The sequence below is a fragment of the Dokdonella fugitiva genome, from assembly GCF_014138265.1.
GTDB classification, from domain to species: Bacteria; Pseudomonadota; Gammaproteobacteria; order Xanthomonadales; family Rhodanobacteraceae; genus Dokdonella_A; species Dokdonella_A fugitiva_A.
Genome location: NZ_JACGXL010000003.1, coordinates 448,664 through 474,029, shown reverse-complemented (window position 1 = coordinate 474,029; position 25,366 = coordinate 448,664). Strand labels below are relative to the sequence as shown.

The 25,366-nt window shown below is 68.2% G+C and carries 21 protein-coding genes; 11 read left to right on the top strand and 10 right to left on the bottom strand.

What is annotated here, in order from left to right:
- Positions 1 to 342 (top strand): IS3 family transposase (locus FHW12_RS12560; protein ID WP_182531362.1); only part of this gene is annotated, 342 nt, incomplete at its 5' end.
- A 63-nt stretch (positions 343 to 405) separates the two neighbouring features.
- Here FHW12_RS12560 and purM read toward each other — a convergent pair.
- Entirely contained in the window at positions 406 to 1,458 is a 1,053-nt protein-coding gene (gene purM / locus FHW12_RS12555) for a phosphoribosylformylglycinamidine cyclo-ligase (protein WP_182531361.1), read from the bottom strand.
- Positions 1,459 to 1,690: 232 nt separating this feature from the next.
- Between purM and FHW12_RS12550 the strand changes: the two genes are divergently transcribed.
- Genes FHW12_RS12550 through hda form a run of 4 tightly spaced genes read left to right on the top strand, consistent with a single transcriptional unit; the run spans position 1,691 to position 4,786 of the window.
- Positions 1,691 to 2,347, top strand: a complete 657-nt coding sequence (locus tag FHW12_RS12550; RefSeq protein WP_182531360.1) for a DUF2066 domain-containing protein — start codon at positions 1,691 to 1,693, stop codon at positions 2,345 to 2,347.
- Between the two features lie 10 nt (positions 2,348 to 2,357).
- Positions 2,358 to 2,921 (top strand): CDP-alcohol phosphatidyltransferase family protein, encoded by a 564-nt coding sequence (locus tag FHW12_RS12545; RefSeq protein WP_220484428.1) that lies wholly within the window; start codon positions 2,358 to 2,360, stop codon positions 2,919 to 2,921.
- Complete coding sequence (locus FHW12_RS12540; RefSeq protein WP_182531359.1) at positions 2,918 to 4,093, top strand: AI-2E family transporter; 1,176 nt, start codon at positions 2,918 to 2,920, stop codon at positions 4,091 to 4,093. Before FHW12_RS12545 ends, FHW12_RS12540 begins: the two co-directional genes overlap by 4 nt.
- 3 nt (positions 4,094 to 4,096) lie before the next feature.
- A complete protein-coding gene (hda, locus tag FHW12_RS12535) occupies positions 4,097 to 4,786 on the top strand; it encodes a DnaA regulatory inactivator Hda (RefSeq protein ID WP_182531358.1) in 690 nt (229 codons plus the stop codon).
- 21 nt (positions 4,787 to 4,807) lie between these two features.
- Here the strand turns inward: hda and FHW12_RS12530 are convergent, their stop codons facing one another.
- Positions 4,808 to 5,869 carry a hypothetical protein gene (locus tag FHW12_RS12530; RefSeq protein WP_182531357.1) on the bottom strand — a complete coding sequence of 354 codons (1,062 nt, stop codon included), beginning with the start codon at positions 5,867 to 5,869 and terminating at the stop codon, positions 4,808 to 4,810.
- 180 nt (positions 5,870 to 6,049) lie between these two features.
- Between FHW12_RS12530 and FHW12_RS12525 the strand changes: the two genes are divergently transcribed.
- Complete coding sequence (locus tag FHW12_RS12525; protein WP_182531356.1) at positions 6,050 to 6,772, top strand: Crp/Fnr family transcriptional regulator; 723 nt, start codon at positions 6,050 to 6,052, stop codon at positions 6,770 to 6,772.
- Between the two features lie 256 nt (positions 6,773 to 7,028).
- Here FHW12_RS12525 and FHW12_RS12520 read toward each other — a convergent pair whose 3' ends face one another.
- Positions 7,029 to 8,987: a PAS domain S-box protein gene (locus tag FHW12_RS12520; RefSeq protein ID WP_182531355.1), complete on the bottom strand. Its 1,959-nt coding sequence runs from the start codon at positions 8,985 to 8,987 to the stop codon at positions 7,029 to 7,031.
- Positions 8,984 to 9,706: a response regulator gene (locus tag FHW12_RS12515; RefSeq protein WP_182531354.1), complete on the bottom strand. Its 723-nt coding sequence runs from the start codon at positions 9,704 to 9,706 to the stop codon at positions 8,984 to 8,986. Before FHW12_RS12515 ends, FHW12_RS12520 begins: the two co-directional genes overlap by 4 nt.
- 405 nt (positions 9,707 to 10,111) lie before the next feature.
- Between FHW12_RS12515 and FHW12_RS12510 the strand changes: the two genes are divergently transcribed.
- Positions 10,112 to 11,260 carry a choice-of-anchor Q domain-containing protein gene (locus tag FHW12_RS12510; RefSeq protein ID WP_182531353.1) on the top strand — a complete coding sequence of 383 codons (1,149 nt, stop codon included), beginning with the start codon at positions 10,112 to 10,114 and terminating at the stop codon, positions 11,258 to 11,260.
- Positions 11,261 to 11,321: 61 nt separating this feature from the next.
- On the opposite strand, the gene FHW12_RS12505 is transcribed toward FHW12_RS12510, so the two are convergent.
- Together FHW12_RS12505 and FHW12_RS12500 are read right to left on the bottom strand one after the other, a co-directional pair.
- On the bottom strand, positions 11,322 to 12,047 hold the full coding sequence (locus tag FHW12_RS12505) for a DUF3761 domain-containing protein (RefSeq protein WP_220484426.1): 726 nt from the start codon (positions 12,045 to 12,047) through the stop codon (positions 11,322 to 11,324).
- A 199-nt stretch (positions 12,048 to 12,246) separates the two neighbouring features.
- Positions 12,247 to 12,585 (bottom strand): DMT family protein, encoded by a 339-nt coding sequence (locus FHW12_RS12500; protein WP_182531352.1) that lies wholly within the window; start codon positions 12,583 to 12,585, stop codon positions 12,247 to 12,249.
- A 682-nt stretch (positions 12,586 to 13,267) separates the two neighbouring features.
- On the opposite strand from FHW12_RS12500, the gene FHW12_RS12495 reads away from it, so the two are divergent.
- The gene (locus FHW12_RS12495) at positions 13,268 to 15,445 is read left to right on the top strand and encodes a WD40/YVTN/BNR-like repeat-containing protein (protein ID WP_182531351.1); all 2,178 of its coding nucleotides are present in this window, start codon (positions 13,268 to 13,270) and stop codon (positions 15,443 to 15,445) included.
- Positions 15,446 to 15,923: 478 nt separating this feature from the next.
- On the opposite strand, the gene FHW12_RS12490 is transcribed toward FHW12_RS12495, so the two are convergent.
- The 3 genes from FHW12_RS12490 to FHW12_RS12480 all read right to left on the bottom strand — a co-directional run bounded on the left by FHW12_RS12490 (position 15,924) and on the right by FHW12_RS12480 (position 18,999).
- Positions 15,924 to 17,186, bottom strand: a complete 1,263-nt coding sequence (locus FHW12_RS12490) for a M24 family metallopeptidase (RefSeq protein ID WP_182531350.1) — start codon at positions 17,184 to 17,186, stop codon at positions 15,924 to 15,926.
- Positions 17,187 to 17,287: 101 nt separating this feature from the next.
- Complete coding sequence (locus tag FHW12_RS21610) at positions 17,288 to 18,001, bottom strand: LytR/AlgR family response regulator transcription factor (RefSeq protein ID WP_182531349.1); 714 nt, start codon at positions 17,999 to 18,001, stop codon at positions 17,288 to 17,290.
- Entirely contained in the window at positions 17,998 to 18,999 is a 1,002-nt protein-coding gene (locus FHW12_RS12480) for a sensor histidine kinase (RefSeq protein ID WP_182531348.1), read from the bottom strand. Before FHW12_RS12480 ends, FHW12_RS21610 begins: the two co-directional genes overlap by 4 nt.
- 70 nt (positions 19,000 to 19,069) lie before the next feature.
- Between FHW12_RS12480 and FHW12_RS12475 the strand changes: the two genes are divergently transcribed.
- Together FHW12_RS12475 and FHW12_RS12470 are read left to right on the top strand one after the other, a co-directional pair.
- Complete coding sequence (locus FHW12_RS12475) at positions 19,070 to 20,236, top strand: serine hydrolase domain-containing protein (protein WP_182531347.1); 1,167 nt, start codon at positions 19,070 to 19,072, stop codon at positions 20,234 to 20,236.
- Positions 20,237 to 20,819: 583 nt separating this feature from the next.
- Entirely contained in the window at positions 20,820 to 22,166 is a 1,347-nt protein-coding gene (locus tag FHW12_RS12470; protein ID WP_182531346.1) for a choice-of-anchor Q domain-containing protein, read from the top strand.
- Between the two features lie 56 nt (positions 22,167 to 22,222).
- On the opposite strand, the gene FHW12_RS12465 is transcribed toward FHW12_RS12470, so the two are convergent.
- A complete protein-coding gene (locus FHW12_RS12465) occupies positions 22,223 to 22,690 on the bottom strand; it encodes a hypothetical protein (RefSeq protein ID WP_182531345.1) in 468 nt (155 codons plus the stop codon).
- 380 nt (positions 22,691 to 23,070) lie between these two features.
- Between FHW12_RS12465 and FHW12_RS12460 the strand changes: the two genes are divergently transcribed.
- Entirely contained in the window at positions 23,071 to 24,849 is a 1,779-nt protein-coding gene (locus FHW12_RS12460; protein WP_220484425.1) for a restriction endonuclease, read from the top strand.
- Positions 24,850 to 25,366 lie beyond the last annotated feature (517 nt).

The following is a 25,366-nucleotide window of genomic DNA, read 5'->3' as shown; positions in this document are numbered from 1 at the left end:
CTGGCGATGGCACTCCTGCGCCGCAAGCCGACGGCGGGCTTGGTCCACCACAGCGACCAAGGCGTGCAGTACACGTGCAAGGCGTACCAGAAGGATCTCCGGGATGCCGGCCTCGTCGCCAGCATGAGTCGCAAGGGCATGCCCTACGACAACGCGGTCATGGAAAGCTTCTTCGCCTCGCTCAAGCAGGAGCTGACGCACCACGAGCAGTTCAAGGATCGCGACGAGGCACGAACCCGGGTGTTCGACTACATCGAGGTGTTCTACAACCGCGAGCGATTGCACAGCGCGCTGGGCAACCGCTCACCCGAAGACTTCGCCGCGCAGGCGGTGTCTAATTAGACTGTCCGAGAAACCCGGGGTGGTCCACTCCGTCCCCTTTTTGCCCTTCGCTTCGCCCTCGCGTCAGGCGATGTGCACGCGCTCGTCGCCGCGCGCCGGTTCGACCGCGCCGATCGTCCAGGCCACGAGGCCGAGCGCCTCGAGCGCATCGAGCGTCATGCCGACCTGGTCGCGCTGCACGATCAGCGTGTAGCCGACGCCGCAGTTGAACGTGCGCAGCATCTCGTCGCGCGCGACGTTGCCTTCGCGCTGCAGCCAGTCGAACAGCGGCGGCAGCTTCCAGGTGCTGCTGTCGAGCGCGATGCCGAGGCCTTCGGGCACGACGCGGATGATGTTTTCCTTGAGGCCGCCGCCGGTGATGTGCGCCATCCCGTGCAGCTTCTGCTGCTTGAGCAGGGCGAGGATCGGCTTGACGTAGATCGTGGTCGGCGCGAGCAGCGCGTCGGCGAGGCGCACTCCGCCGACGTCGAGGTCGAAGCCGCCGTTGTCGGGCGTGATGCCCGCGCGCGAAACGATCTTGCGGATCAGCGAATAGCCGTTCGAATGCGCGCCGCTCGAGGCGATGCCGACGATCGCGTCGCCGGCCTTGATCTGCGAGCCGTCGACGAGCGCGGACTTCTCGACCACGCCGACGGTGAAGCCGGCGAGGTCGTATTCGCCGGGCGGGTACATGTCCGGCATCTCCGCCGTCTCGCCGCCGACGAGGGCGCAGCCCGCGAGTTCGCAGCCCCTGGCGATGCCGCCGACGACGCTGACCGTGGTGTCGACGTCGAGCTTGCCGGTCGCGAAGTAGTCGAGGAAGAACAACGGCTCGGCCCCTTGCACGAGCACGTCGTTGACGCACATGCCGACGAGGTCGATGCCGATCTTGTCGTGGCGACCGAGGATCTGCGCGAGCTTGAGCTTGGTGCCGACGCCGTCCGTGCCCGACACGAGCACGGGTTCGCGGTAGCGGCCGCCGAGTTCGAACAGCGCACCGAAGCCGCCGAGGCCGGCCATGACCTCGGGACGGAACGTGCGGCGCACGAGCGGCTTGATCCGCTCGACGACTTCGTTGCCTGCGTCGATGTCGACGCCGGCGGCGCGGTAGCTCAGGGATTCGAGTTCGACGGACATGGTGGCGGACGGCTACGCGGGGCCGCGCATTCTAGCAGGGTGCCGCGAAAGTGCTTCCGGCGCGCTCCGGGCGCGCCCGCAGGGCCGGTCCGGGCGCGTGGCCGGTGCATTCCGCGGCGCCCGCCACTCCCGCTCATCCCTGCGCGCCGCGCCGGCCCGGCGCGACCTCGCGCATGGACGTGCTGGCGGCCTTTGGGCAGACTTGCGGCCACCGATGCCTATGGACGACCCCGTGCGACTCCCTGTTCCGCGCGTGCCCGGCCCCGTGACGGGGTATGTGCTGGCGTTGCTGCTGGCGCTGCTGCCGGCGGTGTCGATCGCCGGCCCCTCCAGCTATACCGGCACGGCGCCGGTCAATTCGCAGTCGGACGAGGAGCGCACCGGTGCGCTGCAGACCGCGCTCGCGAACGTCGTCATCGAGCAGACCGGCGACAGCGGCGTGATCGCGCGCCCGGAGGTCGCCAAGGCGATCGAGAAGGCCGAGCGCTACGTGCTGCAGTATTCGTACCGGCGCAACGCGGACGGTGGCGCGCCGATGACCCTGGTCGCGCAGTTCGACGCCGGCGCGGTCGACCAGATGCTGCAGAAGTTCGGGCTCGGCGCGCTCGCCGCCGTGCCGCTCGCGCCGGAGACGCCGACCGAGGCCACCGTGTGGATCGGTGACATCCGCAACGCGGACGACTACGCGCGCGTGATCGGCTATCTCGGCAAGAACAATTTCGTCAAGGCGATGCAGCCGACGCAGGCGACCTCGGACGGCATCCTCGTCCACCTGTCGCTGTCGACCGACGTCGCCCACTTCCTCGGCGCGGTGGCGATGGAGCGCACGCTCGCGGAAAGCTCCAGTCGCGTCGACGGCGCGGACGCGGCGCTCGTGCTCGGCCACTGACGTCGCAGCCGTGCTGCGCCACCTGCCCAACCTGATCACCGCGCTGCGCATGCTGCTGGTGCTGCCGCTGTGCTGGCTCATCGGCGCCGGCCGCTACGACGGCGCGCTGCTGGTCGCCGCGATCGCCGCGGCGAGCGACGCGCTCGACGGCTGGCTCGCCAAGCGCTTCGGCTGGCAGAGCTGGATCGGCGGCATGCTCGATCCGATCGCCGACAAGCTGCTGCTGATGGCCGCGTTCGTCTGGCTCGCGCTGTCGGGCGAGCTGCCGTCCTGGCTCGCCGTGCTCGTGGTCGGCCGCGACATCGCGATCGTCTCGGGTGCGATCGCCTACCACAATCTCGTCGGCCGCTTCGATGCGGCGCCGAGCCGCCTGTCGAAGGCGACCACGGTGATCCAGCTCGCCTTCGTGCTCGCCGAACTGCTGCGCCTGTCGCACTGGATCGCCACGCCGGCGCCGCTGCGCACCGGCATGATCGCGCTCACCGCGGGCTTCACGCTCGCGAGCGGGCTGCACTACATCGTCGTGTGGGGCGCGCGTGCGCGCGGCACGCTGCGCGGAGGACGGACACGATGAACGAAGGCACGCGCGACGGACTGCACCTGCGCTGGCAATGGCTGATCCTGCTCGCGTCGGTCGGCGTCGTGCTGTACCTGCTTGCGCCGGTGCTGATGCCGTTCGTCGCGGCGGCGCTGTTCGCCTACCTCGCCGATCCGATCGTCGACCGGCTCGAGCGCTGGATGGGCCGCGGCCTCGCGGTCTGCCTCGTGTTCCTCGTCGTCACCCTCGTCGTGGTGGTGATCCTGCTGCTGCTGGTGCCGTTCACCGAGCGCCAGATCGGCGCGTTCCTCGGCCAGCTGCCGGTCTGGCTCGACTGGTTCCAGACGCGCGCGACGCCGTGGCTGGAGACGCAGTTCGGCATCTCGCCCGACGTGCTCGACACGCAGCGCATCCTCGCCGCGCTGCAGGCGCACTGGAAGGAAGCCGGCGGCATCGCCGCGGGCGTGCTCGCGAAGGTGTCGAAATCCGGCCTCGCGGTGGTCGGCTGGGTGCTCAACCTCGTGATGGTGCCGGTCGTCGCGTTCTACCTGCTGCGCGACTGGGACGATCTCGTCGCGCGCATCCACGCGCTGATCCCGCGCTCGATCGAGCCGGTCGTCGCGCGCCTCGCGCGCGAGTCCGACGACGTGCTCGGCGCGTTCCTGCGCGGCCAGCTCAGCGTCATGCTCGTGCTCGGCGCGTTCTACGGCATCGGCCTGTGGCTCGTCGGCGTCAGCGTCGGCCCGCTGATCGGCATGATCGCGGGGCTCATCAGTTTCGTGCCGTACCTCGGCGCGATCACCGGCGTCGTCATGGGCGTCATCGCCGCGCTCGTGCAGTACCAGGACTGGACGCACGTGCTGCTCGTGCTCGGCGTGTTCGCGATCGGCCAGACGCTCGAGGGCTACGTGCTCGTGCCCAAGCTCGTCGGCGACAAGATCGGCCTGCACCCGGTCGCGGTCATCTTCGCCGTGCTCGCGGGCGGCGAGCTGTTCGGTTTCCTCGGCGTGCTGCTCGCGTTGCCGGCCGCCTCGGTCGTGATGGTCGTGCTGCGCTACCTGTACGAGCGCTACACCGCGAGCGAGCTCTACACGAGCGGATCGACACCGGGCATCGTCGTCGTCGGGAAGGGCGGCGAGCAGGCAGCCGTCGCCGGTGCGACATCGTCCGTGCCGTCACCGCCTGCGCCGGGCTCGCCGCCGGCCTGACCCATGAGTTCGCAGTTGCCGCTCGCGCTGCGCTGGCCGGCGCACCAGCGTTTCGAAGGGTTCGTCGCCGGCGCGAACGGTAGCGCGCTCGAAGCGTTGCAGCGCGCGTCGCGCTGCGAGGATCGCGCGTGGCTGTACCTGCACGGCGCGTCGGGCAGCGGTCGCACGCACCTGCTCGTCGCCGCGTGCGCGGCGGCGAACGCGGGCGGGCGCACGGCGCAGTACTTGTCGCTGGCGAGCCTGCGCGCGCGCCGCGCCGAGGCGATCCGTGGATTCGGCGGCAGCGACCTGCTCGCGCTCGACGACGTCGACGCGATCGCCGGCGAGCGCGACGCGGAGCATGCGTTGTTCGACCTCTACAACCGTTGCCGCGCGGAAGGCTCGCTGCTGCTGTTCGCGGCGTCGGCGCCGCCGGCGCAGCTCGGCATCGGCCTGCCCGACCTCGTTTCGCGCCTGTCCGCCTGCGCCCAGCTCGCGCTGAGGCCGCTCGACGAGGACGAACGCCGCGCGCTGCTGCGCGAGCGCGCGCTCGCGCGCGGCATCGAACTCGACGCGGCCGCGCTCGACTGGTTGTTCGCGCGCAGCAAGCGCGACCTCGCGACGCTGTTCGGCGTGCTCGATCGCATCGACCGCGCCTCGCTCGCGGCGAAGCGGCGCGTCACCGTGCCGTTCCTGCGCTCCCTGTTCGACTGACCGTCGCGCCCGCGCGCGCGGTCAGGCCATCGACGCGACGCTGCCGGATGCCGCGTCGTCGACGCTGAAGCGCGGCTCGACGAGTCCGAGCCATACCGCCTGCGCGCGCGCCCGCGCGCTTTCGTCCGCGGTCGGCACCCGCGCCACGCGCACCGGATGGTCGATCGGTGCATCGAGCCAGGGTTGCAGCGCACCGCGCAGCGCGAGCTGCGCGCCGATCGACACCCCCCGCGCCGTTTCGCTTTCCGGTAGCGAGCGCCCCGCCGCGCGCAGCAGCACGCGCGCGCAGCCGTGCGACCGCACGACGCGGCGATCGGGCGGGAAACTCACCCGGCGCTCGTCGTCGGCGAGCGGGTCGAGCGCGTCCGCGACCGCGTTGGCGAGCAGGGCCAGGCGCGGCTGCGAGGTGAGCACGAGTGCCCCGGCGTGGCGCAAGCCGTGCCGTTCGGCGTCCGCGACGAGTTCGCCGGCGATGCCGCGGCCGATCGCGCGCGCGCGCGACGCACGGGTCAGCGCGATGCGCGCGCCGTGCTTGCGGGCGAGCGCGACGTTCGCGCGGAAACAGCCTTCGGCGAGCCGAAGGCCGAGGCTGCGCACGAACGCGAGCGCAGGCGCGCCGTCGTAGCGCAGGCCGAGCAGGGCGAGGGCGTCGGCGACGCCGGTCACGCCCAGCGCGGGGCGCACCGCGTCGTGCGTCGTCGGCCGCGAGGTCGCGGCATCGAGCGCGCGCAGCGCGAGCGCGGCGGACCCGGCGAAGCGCGCGCCGTCGAAGCGCGCGTCGGGTGAGCCCGGCGCGTCGACGAACGCGGCCGCGTTGACCAGTGCGCACGGATCGGAAGGCCACGCGCGCGCATCCGTGCCGGCGACGGCGACGATGCGCTCGTCGAGCAGGACGCGCCACGATGCCATCGCGGTCGCGAGTTCGTCGCGCAACGCACCGTCGCCCGCGGCGACGGCGCCGGCGACGCGCCGCCACGTGCACTCGATCGTGGTGTCGCACAGGCGCGCGCCGTCGCGAAGGCGGAACCAGGCGTCCCATGCCTCCACGGCGGCGCGGTCGATGAAGGTCGCTTTGGGTTGCATGCGGGTCCCGGCGGCGGGGCAGCCGCGTCTCGCACGCAGTATCGGCAGGCGGCGCGCGCGCGACTTGCGACAGATCAACTCGTGCGTGTTACGCACTGTTACCGAGCGTGTCCGTCGCGTCGTCGTCGCGTGCCGGGGGCTGCCTAGACTTCGTTCCATCGAAGACAGCGGAGCAGCACGATGTACGCGAACCAGGCGACCAGCGCAGGACCCGTGGCCAAGGCACCGCGCCCGGTGTTCGAGGCACGCGACGACATCGGCATCGACGAACTGCGCGCACACGTGCAGGTGACGCGTCGCAAGGTCGCCGCCGGCCAGCCCGTGTTCCGCGCCGGCCAGCCGTTCCACGCGCTGTTCCTGGTCGGCTTCGGTTGCCTCAAGACGAGCGAACTCGCCGACGACGGCCGCGAGCAGGTGACCGGCTTCCGCATGCGCGGCGATCTCCTCGGCGTCGAGTCGATCGGCCTCGCCCGCTACGCCTGCGACGTCGTCGCGCTCGAGGACTCGGAAGTGTGGGAACTGCCGTATCCGCCGATGCTCACCGCCTGCCTGCGCGTGCCGGCCCTGCAGGCGCGCCTGACCGAATCGCTCGCCGCGGAAATCCGGCGCGACCGCCAGTGGATGCTGACGCTCGGCACGCTCGGTGCGGAAAGTCGCGTCGCGGCGTTCCTGCTCGATCTCGCCGACCGGCACGCGCGCATCGGCCTCGATCCGCGCCGCTTCGTGCTGCGCATGTGCCGCATCGACATGGCGAACTACCTCGCGCTCAAGCACGAGACCGTGAGCCGCGTACTGTCACGCCTGGCCGAGGACGGACTCATCGACGTCCACCGCCGCGACGTGACGATCCACGACGCGGCCGCGCTCGCGCGCGTCGCATCCGACCAGGTGGCAGTGCACTAGACGGAGAAAAGACAAAAGCCTGAAACACGAAGGACACGAAGGACACGAAGGAAAGCGAAAGAAGGGAAGCTTGAAACACGGAGCACACGGAGCACACGGAGAAAGCAAGGCAAGAAGAGCTTTTCGATTGAAAGCTTTTCCTCTGTGTGCTCCGTGTGCTCCGTGTTTCAATCTTTAGAAGCTTTGCTTTCCTTCGTGTCCTTCGTGTCCTTCGTGTTTCAGTCTTTTCTCTCGTGGCTGGGGGCTTTCGACGACATCAGGACCGCGCCGCGCGCTCGAACAGGCCATCCAGCGCTTCGGCCAGCGCCTCGCGCCGATACGGCTTGCGCAGCAGCGGCAGCTGCGGATCGTCGATGTCCTCGCCGGTGCGCTCGTAGCCGGAAGTGAGCAGCACCGGCAGCCCCGGACGCAGCAGTCGCGCCTCGCGCGCGAGTTCGATGCCGTTGATGCCGCTGCCGAGCACGACGTCGGTGAACAGCAGCTCGATCGACGCGTCCGCGCGCAGCAGCGCGAGCGCGGCTTCGCCGGTGTCGGCGACGCGCGTGTCGTGGCCGAGCGCACGCATGAACGCGACGGCGATGCCGCGCACTTCCGGCTCGTCCTCGACGACGAGCACGACCTTGCCGCCGCGGCGCGGCGTGCCCGCCGGCGTCGGCGTCGCGGCCTCGCTGCGCGTCGCGACCGGCAGGTACAGCGCGACGCGCGTGCCGTAGCCGAGTTCGCTGGTGATCGTCATCGAGCCGCCGGACTGGCGCGCGAAGCCGTACACCATGCTGAGGCCGAGGCCGCTGCCGCGGCCGGCGTCCTTGGTCGTGAAGAACGGCTCGAGCGCGCGCGCGAGCACGTCGGCCGGCATGCCGGTGCCGGTGTCGCCGACGGCGATGACGACGTAGTGGCCCGCGGCGAGATCGGCGACCTCGCCGTCCGCGTCGATGCGCAGCTCGCCTGCCTCGATGTCGAGGTTGCCACCGCGCGGCATCGCGTCGCGCGCGTTGAGCGCGAGATTGACCAGCGCCGCGTCGAGCTCGCCCGGGTCGGCGTAGACCGCGGGCGTCGCCGCCGGGCAGCGGATCGACACCGCGATGCTCTCGCCGAGCGTGCGGCGCAGCAGCGCGTGCAGGTCGGCGAGCCATTCCGGCAGCGCGATCGTGCGCGGCGTCAGTCGTTGCCGCCGCGCGAAGGCGAGCAGCTTGCGCGTGAGCGCGGCGCCGTTGGCGACCGCGCGCATCGCGCCCTGCACGATCTGCTCGCGCTCGGCGCCTTCGAACCCGTCCTGCAGCAGCTGCAGGTTGCCGGAGATGACCGTGAGCAGGTTGTTGAAGTCGTGCGCGACGCCGCCGGTGAGCTGGCCGATCGCTTCGAGGCGTTGCGCGTGGGCGAGCTGCTCCTCGCTGTGGCGCCGTTGCAGCGCCGCGCTCAGCAGGTTCGCGATCGACTGCAGGAAGTGCAGCTGGTCGCGATCGAACGCGGACGGCTCCGCCGCGAACGCGAGCAGCGCGCCGTCGGCACCGTAGCGCCCGTGCAGCGGCAGCGACGCGGTGCGCTGCAGGCCCGCCGCGGCCGCCGCCGCCGGCAGCGCGTCGTCGGTGTCGCGTGCGAGCAGCGCGGGCAGCTCGTCGAGCAACGCCGGCGGCACGCCGAGCGCGGCCTGCACCTGCAGGCCGGAGCGCTGCTGCGCCGGCAGCAGCACGGCGACGCCGTCGATGCCGAGCGCGCCGGCGACCATGCCCGGGATCGACGGCAGCAGCGACTCGACCGCGCGCGATTCGAGCGCGATGCGCCCGGCTTCGGCGACGGCCGCGTCGTAGCGCGCGCGGGCGAGCGCCTGGCGCACGCGCTGCGTCTCGGAGATGTCGCGGATCGAGGCCGCGTAGAGCGGGCTCGCACCGGCGCGCACCGGGCTCAAGCTGATCTCGACCGGGAACTCGCTGCCGTCGAGGCGCTGGCCGACGAGCTCGAAGCCCGCGCCCATCGGGCGCAGGCGCGGATTGGCCATGTAGCGTTCGCGGTGCGCGGCGTGGCCGCCGCGCAATGCGGTCGGCAGCAGTGCTTCCACCGGTTCACCGGCGAGCGTGCCCGGCGCGCGGCCGAACAGCGCTTCCGCCTGCGCGTTGGCGAGCACGATGCGGCCGTCGCGGTCGACGACGATGGTCGCGTCCGGCGCGGTTTCGAACAGCGCGCGGAACAGGTCGCTTTCGGCCACGATCGCGTTCATGCCTGCTCGACCTTCGCCGCGAACAGGTAGCCGGCGCCGCGCACGGACTTGATCAGTTGCGGTTGGGCCGGGTCGGCTTCGATCTTGCGGCGCAGGCGGCCGACCTGCATGTCGACCGAACGGTCGTACGGGCCGGCTTCGCGCCCGTGCAGCGCGCCGATGAGGTCGTCGCGCGACAGCACGTGGTTCGGCCGTGCGACGAACGCGGCGAGCAGGTCGAACTCGCCCGTGGTCAGCGCGACGGCTTGGCCGTCGCGCTCGCGCACGAGCGTGCGCGAGGCCGTGTCGAGCGCGTAGCCGGCGAAGCGTGCGACAGTGCCGGTCGGTCGCGCCGCGACGCGTTCCTGGCTGCGACGCAGCACGCTGCGCACGCGAGCGAGCAGCTCGCGCAGGTCGAACGGCTTGGTCACGTAGTCGTCGGCGCCGAGTTCGAGCCCGACGATGCGGTCGACCGTATCGCCGCGCCCGCTCACGATGACCACGGGGCCGCTCCAGTGCGCGCGCAGGTAGCGCGTGAGTTCGAGGCCGTCCTCGCCGGGCAGGCCGAGGTCGAGCAGCACGATGTCGATCGACGACGACGTCAGCGCGCCGCGCATCGCGGCGCCGTCCGCTGCCGCGACGACGCGGAAACCGTGCAGGCCGAAGTAGCGCTGGACGAGCTCGACGATGGCGTCGTCGTCGTCGACGACGAGCAGGGCGGGCGTGGCGTCGGCGGGCATCGCGGTCGTCGGTCGAGGGCGCGTGGTGCGGCATCGTAGCATCCGCCCGGCGGCGCGGGCGTGGGCGCAGGGACGTGGCGAACGCCCGGCGCGCGGGCGCGATGCCGTCGAAGCCGCGGGATGGCGCAATTTGGCGGCGGGCAGGCGAGTTGTGCCGCGATCCGCGGGCTCACCGCATGCGCACGATGCCGCCGAGACGATCGTCGCGACGGTGATCGCCGTACGACCCCGTCGTTGTAAGTTTCCACATTCCGCCTAGGATGACCCCCTCGATCGCGGTCGAGTAGGCGGTGCGCGACCTTGCACGGCGTGCGACGTTTCGCCACGATCCGCCGCGGGTGTCTCCTTCCGCCACGTTTTCCCGTTTCTGTTCTCGAACGCGCGCCATGCGCCATGGAGGAATCGATGAACGCTCCCCTGCATCGCCTGCTCGCTGCATTGCTGTTGTTCACCGTTGCCGGCGAGGCCGCGGCGACCAATGCGGTCGTCGCTCCGCCGAACTGCAACGAAGCCGGCTTCGTCGCCGCGCTCACGACCGTCGACACCAGCGGCAGCGGCACCGTCACGTTCAACTGCGGCGCGGCGACGATCACGTTCACCAACTACAAGACGATCGCCAACCACGTCGCCATCGACGGCGGCGGCACCATCACGTTCGACGGCGGCAACGCGTCGGCGTTCTTCCAGGTGTTCGGTTCGGCGACGGTCACGCTCAAGCGGTTGACCCTGCAGCACGGCGAGTTCAACCAGGCCCACGCGCTCGAGAACTTCGGCTTCCTGCGCCTCGACCACGTGAAGATGCAGAACAACGCGTCGATCGGCGCGCCGGTCCTCAACCAGGGCGACCTGATCGTCGAGTGGAGCACGTTCGCCTCGAACACGAACACGGGCACGACCACCAACGGCCGCGGCGGCGCGATCCTCAACGACGGCGGCAACGCGACGATCCGCTACAGCACGTTCAGCGGCAACGCGGCCGCGACCGGCGGTGGGGCGATCTACAGCACGTCCGATCTCGACGTGTCCAACTCGACGTTCACCGGCAACAGCACGACCGGCTCGGGTTCGGGCGGCGGCGCCATCTTCCAGACCGGTGGTGGCACGAGCGCGGTGACCTACGCGACCGTCACCGCCAACACCGGGCAGACCTACGGTGGCGGCATCTACAGCGAGGATCCCGCGGTGCTCGTCGTGAGCCGCTCCATCCTCGCCAACAACACCAACGGCAACTGCGACGGCAGCAGCACGGCGCTCGTCTCGGGCGGCTACAACGTCTGGTTCGGCGCGACCTCGTGCCCGTTCTCGGGCAGCGGCGACGGTGCCGGCAACCCGATGCTCGGCGCGCTCGCGAACAACGGCGGCCCGACGCAGACGATGCTGCCGGCGGCCGGCAGCGCGGCGATCAATCGCGTGCCGCTCGCGCAGTGCGCGCAACCGTACGACCAGCGCGGCGCGGTGCGCCCGCAACCGACGCTGCCGAGCGGCGGCTGCGACAGCGGTGCAGTCGAAGCGGGCAGCACGATCGACCTCATCTTCCGCGACGGCTTCGAGTAGCGCCGCGGCGCGGCGTCGACGGACCGCGCAGCCGCGGCCCGTCGGCGCCAGGGCATGACGACTATGGCGTGCACGCCTTGCCGTGCGAGGCGTGGGCGCCCTTCGCGATCGCGTCGGCTTCGCTCATGTACTCGCCCTGCTTGGTCTTGCCGTAGTAGCGGTCATTCGGGCAGTGGTAGACCTTCGTCTCGCTGTTGACCCAGACCTTGCCGTTGCCACCGCCGGCCGCTGCGCTCGTCGGTGACGGCGCGGGTTGCGGCGCCGTGCGCGTCGACGCCGGTGCGGGTGCCGGCATCGGTGCGGGCGCTGCGGTCGGCGCGGGGGCCGGTACAGGCGTCGGCGCCGCGGGCTTGGGCATCGGCGCGCTCTTCGGCGCCGGTGCGGCGGCCGCGCTGCCGTACCATTCCTTCACGCCCTTGTGGCCGCGGCACGCGCCTTTCTTCGCGTCGGCGTTCGTGTACGTGCCGTCCTTGCACACGCCGGTCGAACCCGCGGGTGCCGCCGTCGGCGCGCTCGCCGCGGCGCTGTCCGCGCTGTCGGCCTTCGACGCGCGCGCGGATTTCTTCGGGGTCGTGTCGCTCGCGGCCGCCGGCGCCGCCGCGGCGGCGTACCATTCCTTCACGCCCTTGTGGCCGCGACACGCGCCCTTCTTCGAATCGGCCGAGGTGTACGTACCGTCCTTGCACGAACCGGTACTGCCCGCCGGCGCGGCCGCCGGCGCCTGCGCGTGCGCGGTGAGCGCGAGGAATGCGAAGCCCATCGTCAACGACATCAGCAGCGTCTTCATGCGGGGTCTCCTGACGGGAATGCACGCGCCCGCTGGCGCGAGCGCGCGCAGCATGTCAGAGAGTCGCGTCGTCAGCTTCGCGAAAGCTTTGCTTCAGGAAGGAGCGGGGCCGGGCGCGGTGCGGTGATCGCCGTTCCCCCTCTCCCGCGTGCGGGAGAGGGTCGGGGTGAGGGGCAGTCGGAGCGCAGCGCTCCGCCCATCACTCCTTGAAGATCAGAAAACCCGCGACGACGATCAGCGCGAACCCGGCCAGGTGGTTCCAGCGAATCGGCGCACCGAGATACGTGACCGAGAACACCACGAACACGCCGAGCGTGATGATCTCCTGCATCGCCTTGAGCTGCGCCGGGTTGTACACCGCGAAGCCGTAGCGGTTCGCCGGCACCTGCAGGCAGTACTCGAAGAACGCGATGCCCCAGCTCACGACGATGACGAGCCAGAGCGGCCGGTCGGTGAACTTGAGGTGGCCGTACCAGGCGAACGTCATGAACACGTTCGACCCGATCAGCAGCAGGACGGGCAGCAGGGCATTCCACATGGCAAGCAGGCTCGACGGAGGGATGCGCGCATCGTAGCCGCATACGGTCGCATAGGCCGCAATGCCACGCCCGGTGCCCGGCAGTGCGTCAATCGACAAGGGCAGCAATGTCGCAGTGCACGTTTGATGATCGTTCTTGATATTCGAGCGAGCGCGTCACCATCGACCGAACCCTAGCGGTCCGATGGCCCACGGACCGTTTGCTTTGCGTGAAGGCGGATGCAGGATCCTCCCCAGGTTCTGCATCCGCTTTCCGCTTCGCTGCGCGGCTATCGCATGCGATCGCGTCACATGTGTCATTGCTTCGCTCGATGATCACGCAGGATCGTCCACAGCAAGTCCTCGAGGACGAGCTTCGCTGAAGGCTTGCCGTATGGACCTCCGGTGCCCTGTCGCGTTCGGTCCCGGCAAACAGTTCTGGTTGCTCGGATGGGATGCGCCTGGCCTCCACGCCTGGGCGAATACCGAGCTTTCGTAGAACGTCCCGTGGCTCTCGCAGCCGGCCGCGCTCGAAACGTCGGCAGGACCTTCTTGCGGACGAATTCGCGGCGCGCCGCCTAGCGGCGGTCGCGACCACCGCGTCACGCCGTCCTGTTCGGAGGCGTTGCATGGCGCGATTGGCCACGCAAGTCAGTTATCACCTCCTCGGATCGCGGTTTTTTTTCAACGACGAGGGGGTGCAATGAAGAGGAAGCTGTGGATGATCACGCTCGCATCAGCGGCATCGATGCTCGGCCTGCACGTTCACGCGGGGAAATTGCACGCACGGCCCCCGTGGCGGCGCGCAGGCAAGGGTAATGGCCCGCGACGCGTCGATCGCCGAGACGGCGACGGCGGGGCCTTTGGCGCCGTTCGGCCGATGAATGCTCTGTTCGCCTTTCTCGAATCGCTGCGGCCGACGATGCGTGCGCGCGCTATACCAACCCCTCGCCGGGCCGCAGCGTGGCTCGCGTGGGTGATCGCGATGTCGTTGCCGCACGCGCCCGCCAAGGCGACGCCGGGATGGAGCTGGATCGCGCCGACGCCGACCCCGTACACGCTTCGCCACGTCGCCCAACTGGGTGGCGGCGTCGCCATCGCGGTGGGTGACAGCAATACTCTGTTGCGGACGAGCGACGGGGGCATGACCTGGATGCCGAGCGAAGTGCCGCTCGTCTCGAGCGAAGGCGGCTTCCAGGTCGTGCGACCGGCCAAGGGAGGAAAAGTACTCGCGTTCGGCGGCTATCCTGTCGCAAGCATGCATGCCGCGGAAGGCCTCGTCGCGCAGACGACGGATGCGGGCGTGACCTGGACGTTGATGGCGACGTTCCCGGGTTTGTTCCTCCTGGACGCGGCGATCGGCACCGACGGGTCGGTGCGCGTGGTAGGCATCGACACGACGACCTTCGAGGCCGTCTACCTGAGCACGAACGACAGCGTAACGTGGTCGTCACGCAAGCTCGGCTACGTGGGATTCGCGACATCGGTATGGATGGATCCGTCGACGATCTTCGTCGCCGGCTTCAATGGCGTCACGGGCACGGGGACGGTCCTGGACAGCAAGGACGACGGCGAAAGCTGGCACGAAACGCCGCTCGGCGAGCAGGTGCTGACACGGCTCGCCTTTCGAGACGCCAGGCACGGCGCGGTGGTCGGGCTCGCGGGGACCGTGTTCACGACGAATGACGGTGGCGACTCCTGGCAGCCGATTACGACCGGGGGGTCGTTGAACAACCACGATGTCGCCTATTCGCCGGACGGCTCGATCCGAATCGCGTCCGGCGATGAAGCGGACACCGGCGAATGGCTGCTCAGCGTGGATGACGGGGCGACGTGGACGATTTCGGGCTTCGAGCGTGATCTTGAAGGGCTTTCCTTCGCGTCGGACGGCAGCGCCACGATCGTCGGATACGGTGGAATGCTTCGCACGACCTCGGACGGCGGCGCGACCTGGCTCGATCCGACGACTCGGCTCTCGCCTCTCGCGTTGTTCTCCGTCCGCTTCACCGACGCGGAGCGCGGCTTGGCGGTCGGCGAAGGCGGTACGGTCGCCACGACGACGGACGCCGGCAGGCACTGGAGCACGCAGGCGAGCGGATCGGCTTCGGCGTTGTATGGTTCGGCATTCCCCGGTCGCGGGTTCGCGATCGCCGTCGGCGGGGACCGGTTGGCCAATACGCCTGCGGTGATCGGCTCGACCGACGGAGGTGGCAGCTGGGTCGACCTTGCCTCGTTCAATTTCCCGACGGCCGTACTCGAATCCGTCGATTGCACATCGACCACGACCTGCGTCGCGGTGGGCCGTTGCGGCTTCATCGTACGCACCGAAGATGCCGGGCAAACCTGGAGCGAGATCGAGCCCGTCGACTGCATACGCGGGGCGTGGCTGAAATCCGTTCGCTTCCGCAACGCGATGGCGGGTCTTGCAGTCGGTCAGAACACCATCCTCCGGACCACCGACGGTGGCATCACCTGGGATCGCGTGGATTCACCCACCCCGCAAGGGACATGGGCGGTTGCGTATGGCGACGATCTGCATGCCTTCATCGCCGCGGGTGATGACGTCGGGCAGGGCGTTTTCCTGAGTAGCGAGGATGGCGGCCTTACCTGGTATGCCAACAAGGACGCGTTCGTCGACCTGCCTAGGGACATCGCATTCTCCGACGCGCGCAACGGCGCTGCCGTGGGACTGTTCGGTTCGGTGTTCACGACCGAGGACGCAGGCGAGCACTGGGTAGTGGCCGATTACACCGTCGACGGTCCGTTGTACGGCATCGCGCTGCTCGATCAGCGACGACGATTGGCGGTCGGCGCCATGCTCGGAAACGCGACGATCCGCGTCTACGACGACGCCATCTACGCCGATGGATTCGATCGCTGACGCGCTCCTGCATGAAGAATGAAGTGCCGCCGCGCCGGACCCGCCCGTCGGCTCGGCGCCACTTCGCGCGAATACATTCCACATCCAGCCGATGAGGCTGCACCGCGGCGATGGTTCTTCGTCATGGTTCCCGACGATGCGATGACGCGTCGGTGGCGGACCCACGCGAACCCGATGCCCACGCCGGAAGCGGGCGGCGGATCCCCGCCCTCGTGGAGCTCCTGGCTCGACGACATCCCCGTGACCTCGATGGCCGGCCGACCGCATCTTCTGCGGCGGCCTCGAGGACGCTCATGCGACTGATCGAGTGGCACGGACGCCGACACCGGGGGCCGGACGACGCATTGTCGGCTGGCGCGTTCTTCGCAAGCTCCCGGCCGACGTGAACGCGCCTGTACCGTCCGTCGCTCCAGTAGGCCGGACGACCGCAAGGTCGGCCGGCGCGCGATGGCGGATACACCGCGCACGCGCGCCTCGCTCAGAAAATCTCCTGCAGGCTCTTCGCTTGCGGCAGCAACAAGCGCGCACCGTCGTCGGTGATCAGCATTTCGTCCTCGGTGCGGATGCCGAACTCGCCGACGATGTAGATACCGGGTTCGTTGCTGAACAGGTTGCCCGGCGCGAGCGCGCGCGTGTTGCCGCCGACGAGGTAGTACCACTCGTGCCCGTCCATGCCGATGCCGTGGCCGAGGCGATGCGTGAAGTAGGTGTAGCCCGGCCCATAGCCGTGATCGGCGATGTAGCTGCGCGCCGCGGCGTCGACCTTCTCCGCGGCGACGCCGGGTCGCGCGGCCTTGAGGCCGGCGTCCTGCGCGCCGCGCACGATCTCGAACACGCGCTGCATCTTCGCGCTCGGCTTGCCGAACGCCATCGTGCGCGTGATGTCGGAGCCGTAGCCTTCGACCTTGCAGCCACCGTCGATCAACACGACGTCGCCGTCCTTGAGCGCGACGTCGCGCGTCAATCCGTGCGGATACGCGGACGCTTCGCCGAACAGCACGAGCGCATCGCCCTCGACGCCGAATTCGGCATAGCGTGCGCTGATGATGCCCCCGAGCTCGGTCTCGCTCATGCCTTCGCGCAACTCGCGCTGCACCTGCCGGTACACCTGCGCGGTGATGTCGTTGGCGACCTGCATCAACTCGATTTCATGCGGCGACTTCATGCCGCGGCATCCGGCCGTCACCGGCGTCGCGCTGCTCAAGGTCAGCGTGGACAGGCGCTGCTGCAACTGCTCCACCGCGTAGTAGCGCGTCGTTTCCTCGATGCCGAGCTTCGCCGTGAGTAGGCCGCGATCCTGCAAGCCCTGGCGAATCCGCTCGATCGGCTTCTCGTGTTCTTCCCACGTGTAGACCTTCACCTCGCTGCCGAGCTTCTCGCGCGCACGGCCTTCCTCGAACTTCGGCGCGATGAAGAACGGTTCGCCGCGCTGCGGCAGCACCATCGCGAACAGCCGCTCGCTCAGCCACCAGTGGAGCCCGGTGAAATAGGACAACGTCGTGCCGCCTTCGACGAACACGGCATCGAGCCCGTTCTCCTTCATGAGGCGACGCGCGTTCTCCTGGCGCGCCCGGTACTCGTCGGCAGCGATCGGCCGGATGCGATCGCGCAGCGCCTTGACGGCGGCCGCGTCGAAATGCGTCTTGGCGATGTCGGCGCGGTCGCCGGCGGATGCGCGGCTGTCGGCCAGTCCCATCAACGCGGCACTGGCGCCGGCGGAGAAGAAGCGACGTCTGTCCATGGCGGTCCCGAGTGGTGGATGGTCGCCGCACAGTATCGGCAAACCCTCGCGTCCGGAACAGAGGGCGAGGGCGTGCCGCGGTGGTCGATCTCGCGAGGCCGTCAGCGGCCGATGCGCTGGTCGAGCGCCGCGCGGTACGCGCGCCCCGTCGGCACCGTCGAACCGTCGTCGAGCACGAGGTCGTACGCGCGCGTCGCGCGGATCGCGCGCGTATTGACCAGGTGCGACTTGTGCACGCGCACGAAGCCGAACGGCGCAAGGCGGCGCTCGAGGTCCTTCATCGGTTCCGAGGCGAAGATCGCCTCGCCGCCGGCGTGGACGACGGTGAAGTTGCCGTCGGCGTCGATGTGGGTGGTGCGCGCGGGATCGATCAGGCGATGTGCCGTGCCGCACTTGATCGACAGGCGCGCGGGCGCACGCCCGGCACCGTCGCGTGCGGCGAGGAGCAGCGGGCGGATGCGCTCGAGGCAGCGCTGCAGGCGCTCGGCGGATACCGGTTTGAGCAGGTAGTCGCGCACGCCGAGGTCGAACGCGGCCATCGCATGGTCGACGTGCGCGGTCAGCAGCACGGTCACGGGCGGATCGGCGAGCGTGCGCAACAGCGCGAGACCGTCCATGCGCGGCATCGCGACATCGAGGAAGAGCAGGTCGCACGGGCAGGCCGCGAGACCCGCAGCGGCGGCGTGCGCGGACGTGTACGTCGCGACCAGGTCGATGTCGCCGACATCGGCGAGCAGGGCGCGCAGGGCCTCGTGCGCGCGCGGCTCGTCGTCGACGCTGGCGACGCGGAAGCGCGTCACGACGGGATCGATCACGGCACGATCTCGATCACGGCGCGGTGTCGCGCATCGCGCAGGTCGGCGTCGAAGCGGCTGCGTCCCGGATAGACCAGCGCGAGCCGCTGGCGGATGTTCGCATGGCCGACGCCGAGGCCACCGGCAGCAGGCGCGGACGACGGCACGCGGTTCTCCACCGCGAGCACGATGCGCGCCTCGTCCACGCGCACCTGCACGTCGACCTCGAGCGTGCCGTCGTCGAAGCGGCCGTGCTTGACCGCGTTCTCGAACAGCGTGGCGAGCAGCATTGGCGGCACCGGCACGTCGAGGTCGCCCTGCGCGTCCACGCGCACCGCGACGCTTTCGGGGTGGCGCGCCCGCTCCAGCGTGGCGTAGTGCTCGATGAAGTCGAGTTCGTCGCGCAGCGCGATCCACGGCTTGCGCGTGCGGTCGACGACGTGGCGCAGCGCCTCGGCCATCGACAGGAACAGCGGCACTGCCTTGTCGCGATCGGTCAGCAGCACCGCGTAGACGGTGTTGAGCATGTTGAACAGCATGTGCGGCGCGAGCTGCGCCTCGAGCAGGCGCAGCTCGGTCTGCGCCTGCAGCGCGAGCGCCTGCGACAGGCGCCGGCGGTAGCGCAGCGCGCGCACGCCGAACCACGCGGCGATGCCGAACGTCGGCAGCAGCACGAGGTTGGCCGCGCTTTCGCCGAATGTCGCCACGAAGCCGAACGCGGGATAGACGATCGCGCGCTGGACCACGAGCCATGCGAGGGCGAGCGCGAACACCGCGGCGATGCGCACGGCGAGCGAAGCGACGGCGCGCGTCGCTTCCATCGCGAGGTAGTACGACGCGAGCGGCGGCACTACGAGCAGCACCGTCGCCGTCGCGATGCCGACGGCGTCGGGCCGGTCGATGCGGTACGCGCCGAACAGCACCAGCCACAACGCGAAGGCGCCGCCGACGAGCGCGAGCAACGGCGCGATCGCGTCGTTCGTCATGCCCACGCGGCGTTCGTCATCCGGCGATTGCATGGATGAAAACCCTCCGACTACGGTGCGTCCCGGCGCGCTGCCACGGCGCGGGACTATACAAGGAAGCACGATGAATCCGCTGTCGATCGTCTTCACCCTCGCGATCTGCATCGCCTGCGCCTCCGGCGATGTCGTCTCGGTTGCGGCCCGCGTGTCGCCGGCGGGTTTCGAGCGCTCCGCGGTGCTCGATGCGGGCGTGCCGAAGGTCCTGCGTCAGCGGCACGTCGCGGGCGCGGGCATTGCGATCCTGCGCCACGGTCGCATCGCCTGGACGGGCTACTACGGTGAGCAGGGCCCGGGGGTGCCCGTGTCGCGCAACACGATGTTCAACACCGCCTCGCTCGCCAAGTCGATCACCGCGGAGACGGTGCTGCGGCTCGTCGCGCAGGACAAGGTGTCGCTCGACGAGCCGATCGCCGATCACTACGTGCATCCGGATCTTGCCGGCGATCCGCGCTATCGGCAGCTCACGCCGCGCCTGATCCTCAGCCACCGGTCGGGGCTCAGGAACTGGGAATACGAATACAAGGACAAGAAGCTCGCCTTCGTCGCCGATCCCGGCACGCGCTTCGGCTACTCGGGCGCGGCCTACGACATCCTCGCGATGTTCCTGGAAAAGAAACTGCACGCGGATTTCGAGACGCTCGTGCAGGCGACGGTGTTCGACCCGATCGGCATGACCGGCGTGTCGATGCGGCGCCGCGCAGCGATCGATGCGCGCGTGACGACGCCGATGGACGCCGACGGCGCGTACGGAAAGCCGTATACGACCGCGGAACACGACTGGCATCACGGCAAGTGGAGCGCCGCGTCCGATCTCTTCGTCACGGTGGAGGACTACGCGAAATTCCTCGCGAGCGTGATGGCCGACGACGGGCTCACCCCGGCGCTCGCCGCGGAGCGCCTGCGGCCCGTGGCGTCGTTCGCCGGCGCCGCCGAGTGGGAATGCCGCGCCGCGCCGTCCGTGACGTGCCCACAGCGCTACGGCTTCGGCCTCGGCTGGATCGTGTTCGACTACGGCAACACGACGACCGTGTGGGGCGGCGGCAACGACTCGGGCGAGAACGCGATGGTCGTCTTCTCGCCCGATACCCCCGGCGATGCGATCATCGTGTTCGTCAACGGCGGCAACGGTGTCAATGCCACGCTCGACATCATCGACCTCATCGATGCCGGCCGTGGACAACTGGTGCCGTACATCCGCGAGCTCATCGCGCGGCACGAGCAGGCGAAGTAGCGGCGCAATGCCTCGTCGGTGGGCGGTGGCCAGGATGCTCTCACTGGGACCGCGTGCACGAAAAAGCACCGGCGCTTCAACGATCCGGTGCGCCTTCGCATAGCGCGGATGCGGCATCGCAAAGGATTCATGCGGCCGCCGCAATCGAAGGTGCGACGGGGCAAATCGAATGTGCGCCCTCGCAGGATTGATTTGCGCCCCCGCATCCCGGGAATGAAGCCGCGCATCCGGCGGATGCGTTGTAGCAAATCCGAATGCCGACGCTTCATCGAAACGATGCGGGGTCGCAAATCGCAGGTGCGAAGCCGCATCCAAACGTTGCACGGTCGCATCCGCCTTTTGGACCGCAGCCCATCATTCGTGCGCAGGCCGCATCCAGCATCCCGCGCCGGCACCTGGCAACAAAAAAACCGCATCGCTGCGGCTCAGGCTGGGGCCCAGGACAGGGATGCGGGCAAGGCTACTTTGGCTCCTCTACCCTCCACGCGCGTACGAGGTGCATCCGCGCGCGTTCTGGATGCGCTAGCCTAGCGCTGGCCCTCATTCGACCGGACGGCTGCAACGTGCCCGCGAAGGAATCGTCGTGAAAAGTCGATGGGCCCTGCCCGCCCTCAAACAGACTCATCTGGCCACCGCAGCAGCAGCGACGTTGGCGATGGTGATCCACGACGCCGGCGCAACGGTGCGGCATGTCGACAACTGCAACAGCGACGGCGCACCGGGCACGCTGGGCTACGAAATCGTCCACGCCGACGCTGGCGATACGATCGACCTCACCGACCTGACCTGTGGCCGAATCAGCACGCTCGGATTCAGTGTCTTCAAGGACGTGAACCTGATTGGCCCGGGTCGCGATGCGCTGATTCTCGACGGCCATCTGGACTATCGTGTATTCACGATCTCCGCAGGTGTCCGCTTCAGCGCGTCCGAACTGACCATTGCCAATGGCGTGGATCGGTCCGACGACGCGGAAGGAGGGTGCATCGCTTCATACGGCCATGTCGATCTGACGAATGTGGTCGTGACGAATTGCTTCGCGTCGGGTCAAAGCTCGGGAAGGGGTGGCGGCATCAGGGCGCAGAGCCTCACCTTGGTGCGAAGCGTCGTGTCGGGGAATCTGGCTTACGGGAGAATCGCCCTGGGCGGTGGAGTTGCCCTGTTCGGGGGCGATCTCGTCATGCACGACTCGATCGTCAGCGGCAACGAAGCGAGATCCGCTCCCGGCCCGGTCCTGGACAGTTTCGGCGGTGGCGTCGTTGTCGGTTCCAACTACGAACGTGCGGAGATTTCCGGATCCACGATCTCGGGCAATCGGGCGGCCATCGCTGCGGGCATGAAGTTCCAGAGCAGCATGCCGTACGTGAGTTCGCTGTCCATGATCAACAGTACGGTATCCGGGAACATCGCGGAAAAGCTCGTTGGGGGTGTGTACTCCAGCATGTACACGTCGATCCATGCGAGCACGATTGCGTTCAATACGGCTGGTTACGCGAGCGACACGAACGGCGAAAGCGTCTATGCCGGCCTGCATGTCGCCGATGCGCCCGTCAACGTATCGGCGACGATCATCTCCAACAATGCGGCCGGTGGGATGCCCAGCGACTTCAGCGTCAGCGGCAAGGGTCTCTTCTTGATCGTGGAATGGAACATCATACAGTCCAGCAATGTGCTGACGCCGCCAGGTAACCCGGTCGATCCCATGCTCCGACCGCTGGCCTTCAATGGCGGTCCCACGCCCACGCACGCGATTGCCGCAGGAAGTGCGGCCATCGATGCAGGGCCTTGGGGTGGGACCGGTACCCTGTTCGATCAGCGAGGGCAGGGGTTCTATCGCCGCGTCGGAGCGGAGCAGGATATCGGAGCGTATGAGTATCAGGGTGACTCCGTCTTCGCCGATGGGTTCGACCCGGGCTCATCACCAATGCGCTGACAACAAAAAAGCCGCATCGCTGCGGCTCAGGCTTGTCACGGGAACAGGAGCGAGGGCTACGCCGCCTTCGTCTCCTCCGGCTTCGACGACCGTGCGAAGCGCGTGCCGAGATCACGACGCAACGCCTGCAGGCCCTCGCCGGCACCCGTGAGCTTGAGCTGGCCATACACCTGCAACGCCGCGACCATCACGTCGCTGCCGAGGGCGATGTCCGTATCCGCACCGCGTTCGGCGAGGCGGGTCAGGCGCAGCAGCCGCGGACGCAGCTTGTCGAGCATGGCCAGGTCCTCCACCGGTCGCGCCGCCACCACGTTGGCCGGCACCAGCTCCGGACTCTGCTGCAGCAACAGCATCGCCTGCCGGCAGAACGCCTCGGACTTCTCGCCCATCTTGCGCAGCGAGCGCTTCTGCGGGACGGAAAGGGCCACCAGCCCGCCCAGCTGCGTCTCCAGCTCCCCCAGCGCCGCATCCACGGCCTGCAGCTGGGCATCGGTGAGGTTCAGCGAAACGATGTTCTGCGTCATAGGTAGTGCTCCTCTTTGGCTTTTGGACCAGCCGTCGGCCCCTATGGCCGACGACCGTGTGCCGTGCGGCACGGGGAGCATTGGAACAGGGGGTGGTCTCAGATCCTGCGACGGGAGGGAGGCGATAGAGATGAGCGGGCGGCGGCGTTCGATGTCACTTTCGAGCGGTCAGCGCTGCTGCAGCCGCACAAATGCGCGCTGGCGACTGCCGCTAGACGAGCGAGTAGGAGATTTCCTACACGCGGTGGATGAGGCTTCCTACAAATGTGGATGCGTAGCGCGAGCAAGATGGCCCGCAAATTGCTCCCGATCACGGACTCGGGGGTGGATCGGTCGGGAAGGGCCAAGGTATGGGGCGCAGATCGGGGTTGATTGGAGCATTGATCACCGCGCATGCGAGGTCCGTTCGCGAGCAGAACGCAAGGCAGCGGTTCCAGATCGCGCAGGCCAAGCGGCATGAGCAGGCGCGTGCGGCGGCCGCGCGCGCGGAAGCAGCGGAACTGCGTGCAGTCGAGGCGGGAATTCGAGCAGCGTCAGCCGCAGAAGCACGCGACGCCAAGGCGCGAGAGCGCGCCCTGAAGGACGCCGAGCGACAACGTGCCCGAGACGAAAAGGACGCAGAACGTCAGGCACACCTCGATGCTCAGGAGTCCGCTGAGGAGCGGACGCTGGAGGTGACTGATGCCGTCGCCGAACTTCAGGGAGTGCTGGCGCATACACTGGGGGTCGATGACCGGATTGCGTTCGATTCGCTCCGCGTGCACGAGGCGCCGCCGCAATTTGTCGAGCCAAGTCTGGTTCTTCCCTCATATGCGCCAGACACCACGTTGCGGGATCCGGCAAAGCCGGCGTCACTTGAGGCGCTCCTGAAAGCCAAAGTGCGTCCCGCGACATTCTTCGAACGGATCCTGCGATCGAGCCGCGTTTCGCGCGAAACCCAGCAGGTGACTGCGCAGCACGAAGCGGCCGTTGGCAAATATCAGCAGAGTCTAGAAGCAGTCGCCCAGCAGCGGCGCGCGCACAAGGATGCGTTCGATCGCGCCCGTGAGAAACTCCAGGCCGATCATGCTCAGAAGGTGGGCTTGGCGCGTCGAAACCATGAAGCCCGGCTGTCGTCCTACAACGCAAAGCGTCAGCAGCGAGACGCGGAAGTCACCGCGCTTGAAGAGAGCTACCGCCGCGGCGAAGCGGAAAGCGTCGAGCTCTACAACGAGATGGTTCTCTCTCGATCAGACTATCCACCCGGCTTTCCACAGAAGTTCCGATTGGTGTACCAGCCGGAAAATCGCCAGCTTGTCATCGACTTCGAACTTCCTGCCATCGGCATCGTTCCGACCGTGGAGGAGTATCGGTACGTAAAGGCGCGCCGCGCGATCGACGAGAAGCCGAGGAAGCCCGCAGCGATCAAAGCCATCTACCGAGAACTGGTCGCCCAGACGGCCCTGCGCACTTTGCATGAGGTGCTGGAGGCCGACCAGGGAAGCCATCTCGATACGGTGGTGTTCAGCGGCTACGTCAACAAGATCGACGAAACAACGGGCCAGGAAATTCGGCCATACCTCGTCTCGCTTCGGGTGACGAAAGAAGCCTTCTTGCCGATCAATCTCGCGCGAGTCGAGGCGCAAGCTTGCTTGAAGAACCTCGGCGCGCAGGTCTCACCCAGCCCCGAAGAAGCACGCGCCGTCCGTCCGGTCGTCGAGTTCGACATGATCGATCCCCGGTTCATCGGCGAAGTGGACGTGCTCGGTGAACTCGACGCACGCCCAAACTTGATGGAGCTCACGCCAGCAGAGTTCGAGGCGCTCGTCAGCAATCTGTTTACGCAGATGGGGCTGGAAACCAAGCTCACCAGAGCAAGCCGAGACGGCGGTGTCGATGCGGTGGCCTTCGACAAACGCCCGATCCTGGGTGGGAAGGTGGTGATTCAGGCGAAGCGCTATCGCCACACGGTTGGGGTATCGGCGGTTCGCGATCTGTACGGAACGATGATGAACGAAGGTGCAAGCAAAGGCATCGTCGTCACCACCAGCGGCTACGGACCTGACGCTTATTCGTTCGCGAACGACAAGCCGCTAGAGCTTGTGGATGGCGGAGGTTTGCTTTACTTGCTCGAAAGCATTGGGCGGCCGGCTCGGATCATCATGCCCCTGGACTCGTGATCCGGCGGAGCGAAATCTTTAAGTGAGGGGCCCTTCTTCTTACCTTTGTTGTTCTGAACGGCGATCTTGTCAGGGGGAGCAGTGAACTCATCGACGGTGATCGCAGGGGCGCTACTGTCTCAAGTTTCCATGGTTTCAATACTTTCGATTGGCGCGGCTCTACTGCGGGGTGCCTCAACGAGAACTGCTTGGTGGAAGGGGCAGCGCGTATACCATGCGCTTTGGTTAGAGTTGCTTGCGTTATTGCTCGTATCCGTAGGCTGTCTAGTATTCACATCAACTATGTCTGCAATCTGGAGTCCGCTCTTCAGTGGGACTTCGTTTTCTGGGCTTTCTGATGATACCGCGATGGTTGTCGTTTTCTCGGCGAATATTTTTGTCGTGACGCGTCTTGTTTTCGCTACGGGAGGGAGCGTCGACAGCCCTTTTCAGCCGCTCTTCTTTTTTATTCCAACGATTGCTCTGCTACTAAGAGAGCCATCAGAGCGTGTCGTATCGTATTCCGTCATCGTCTCGT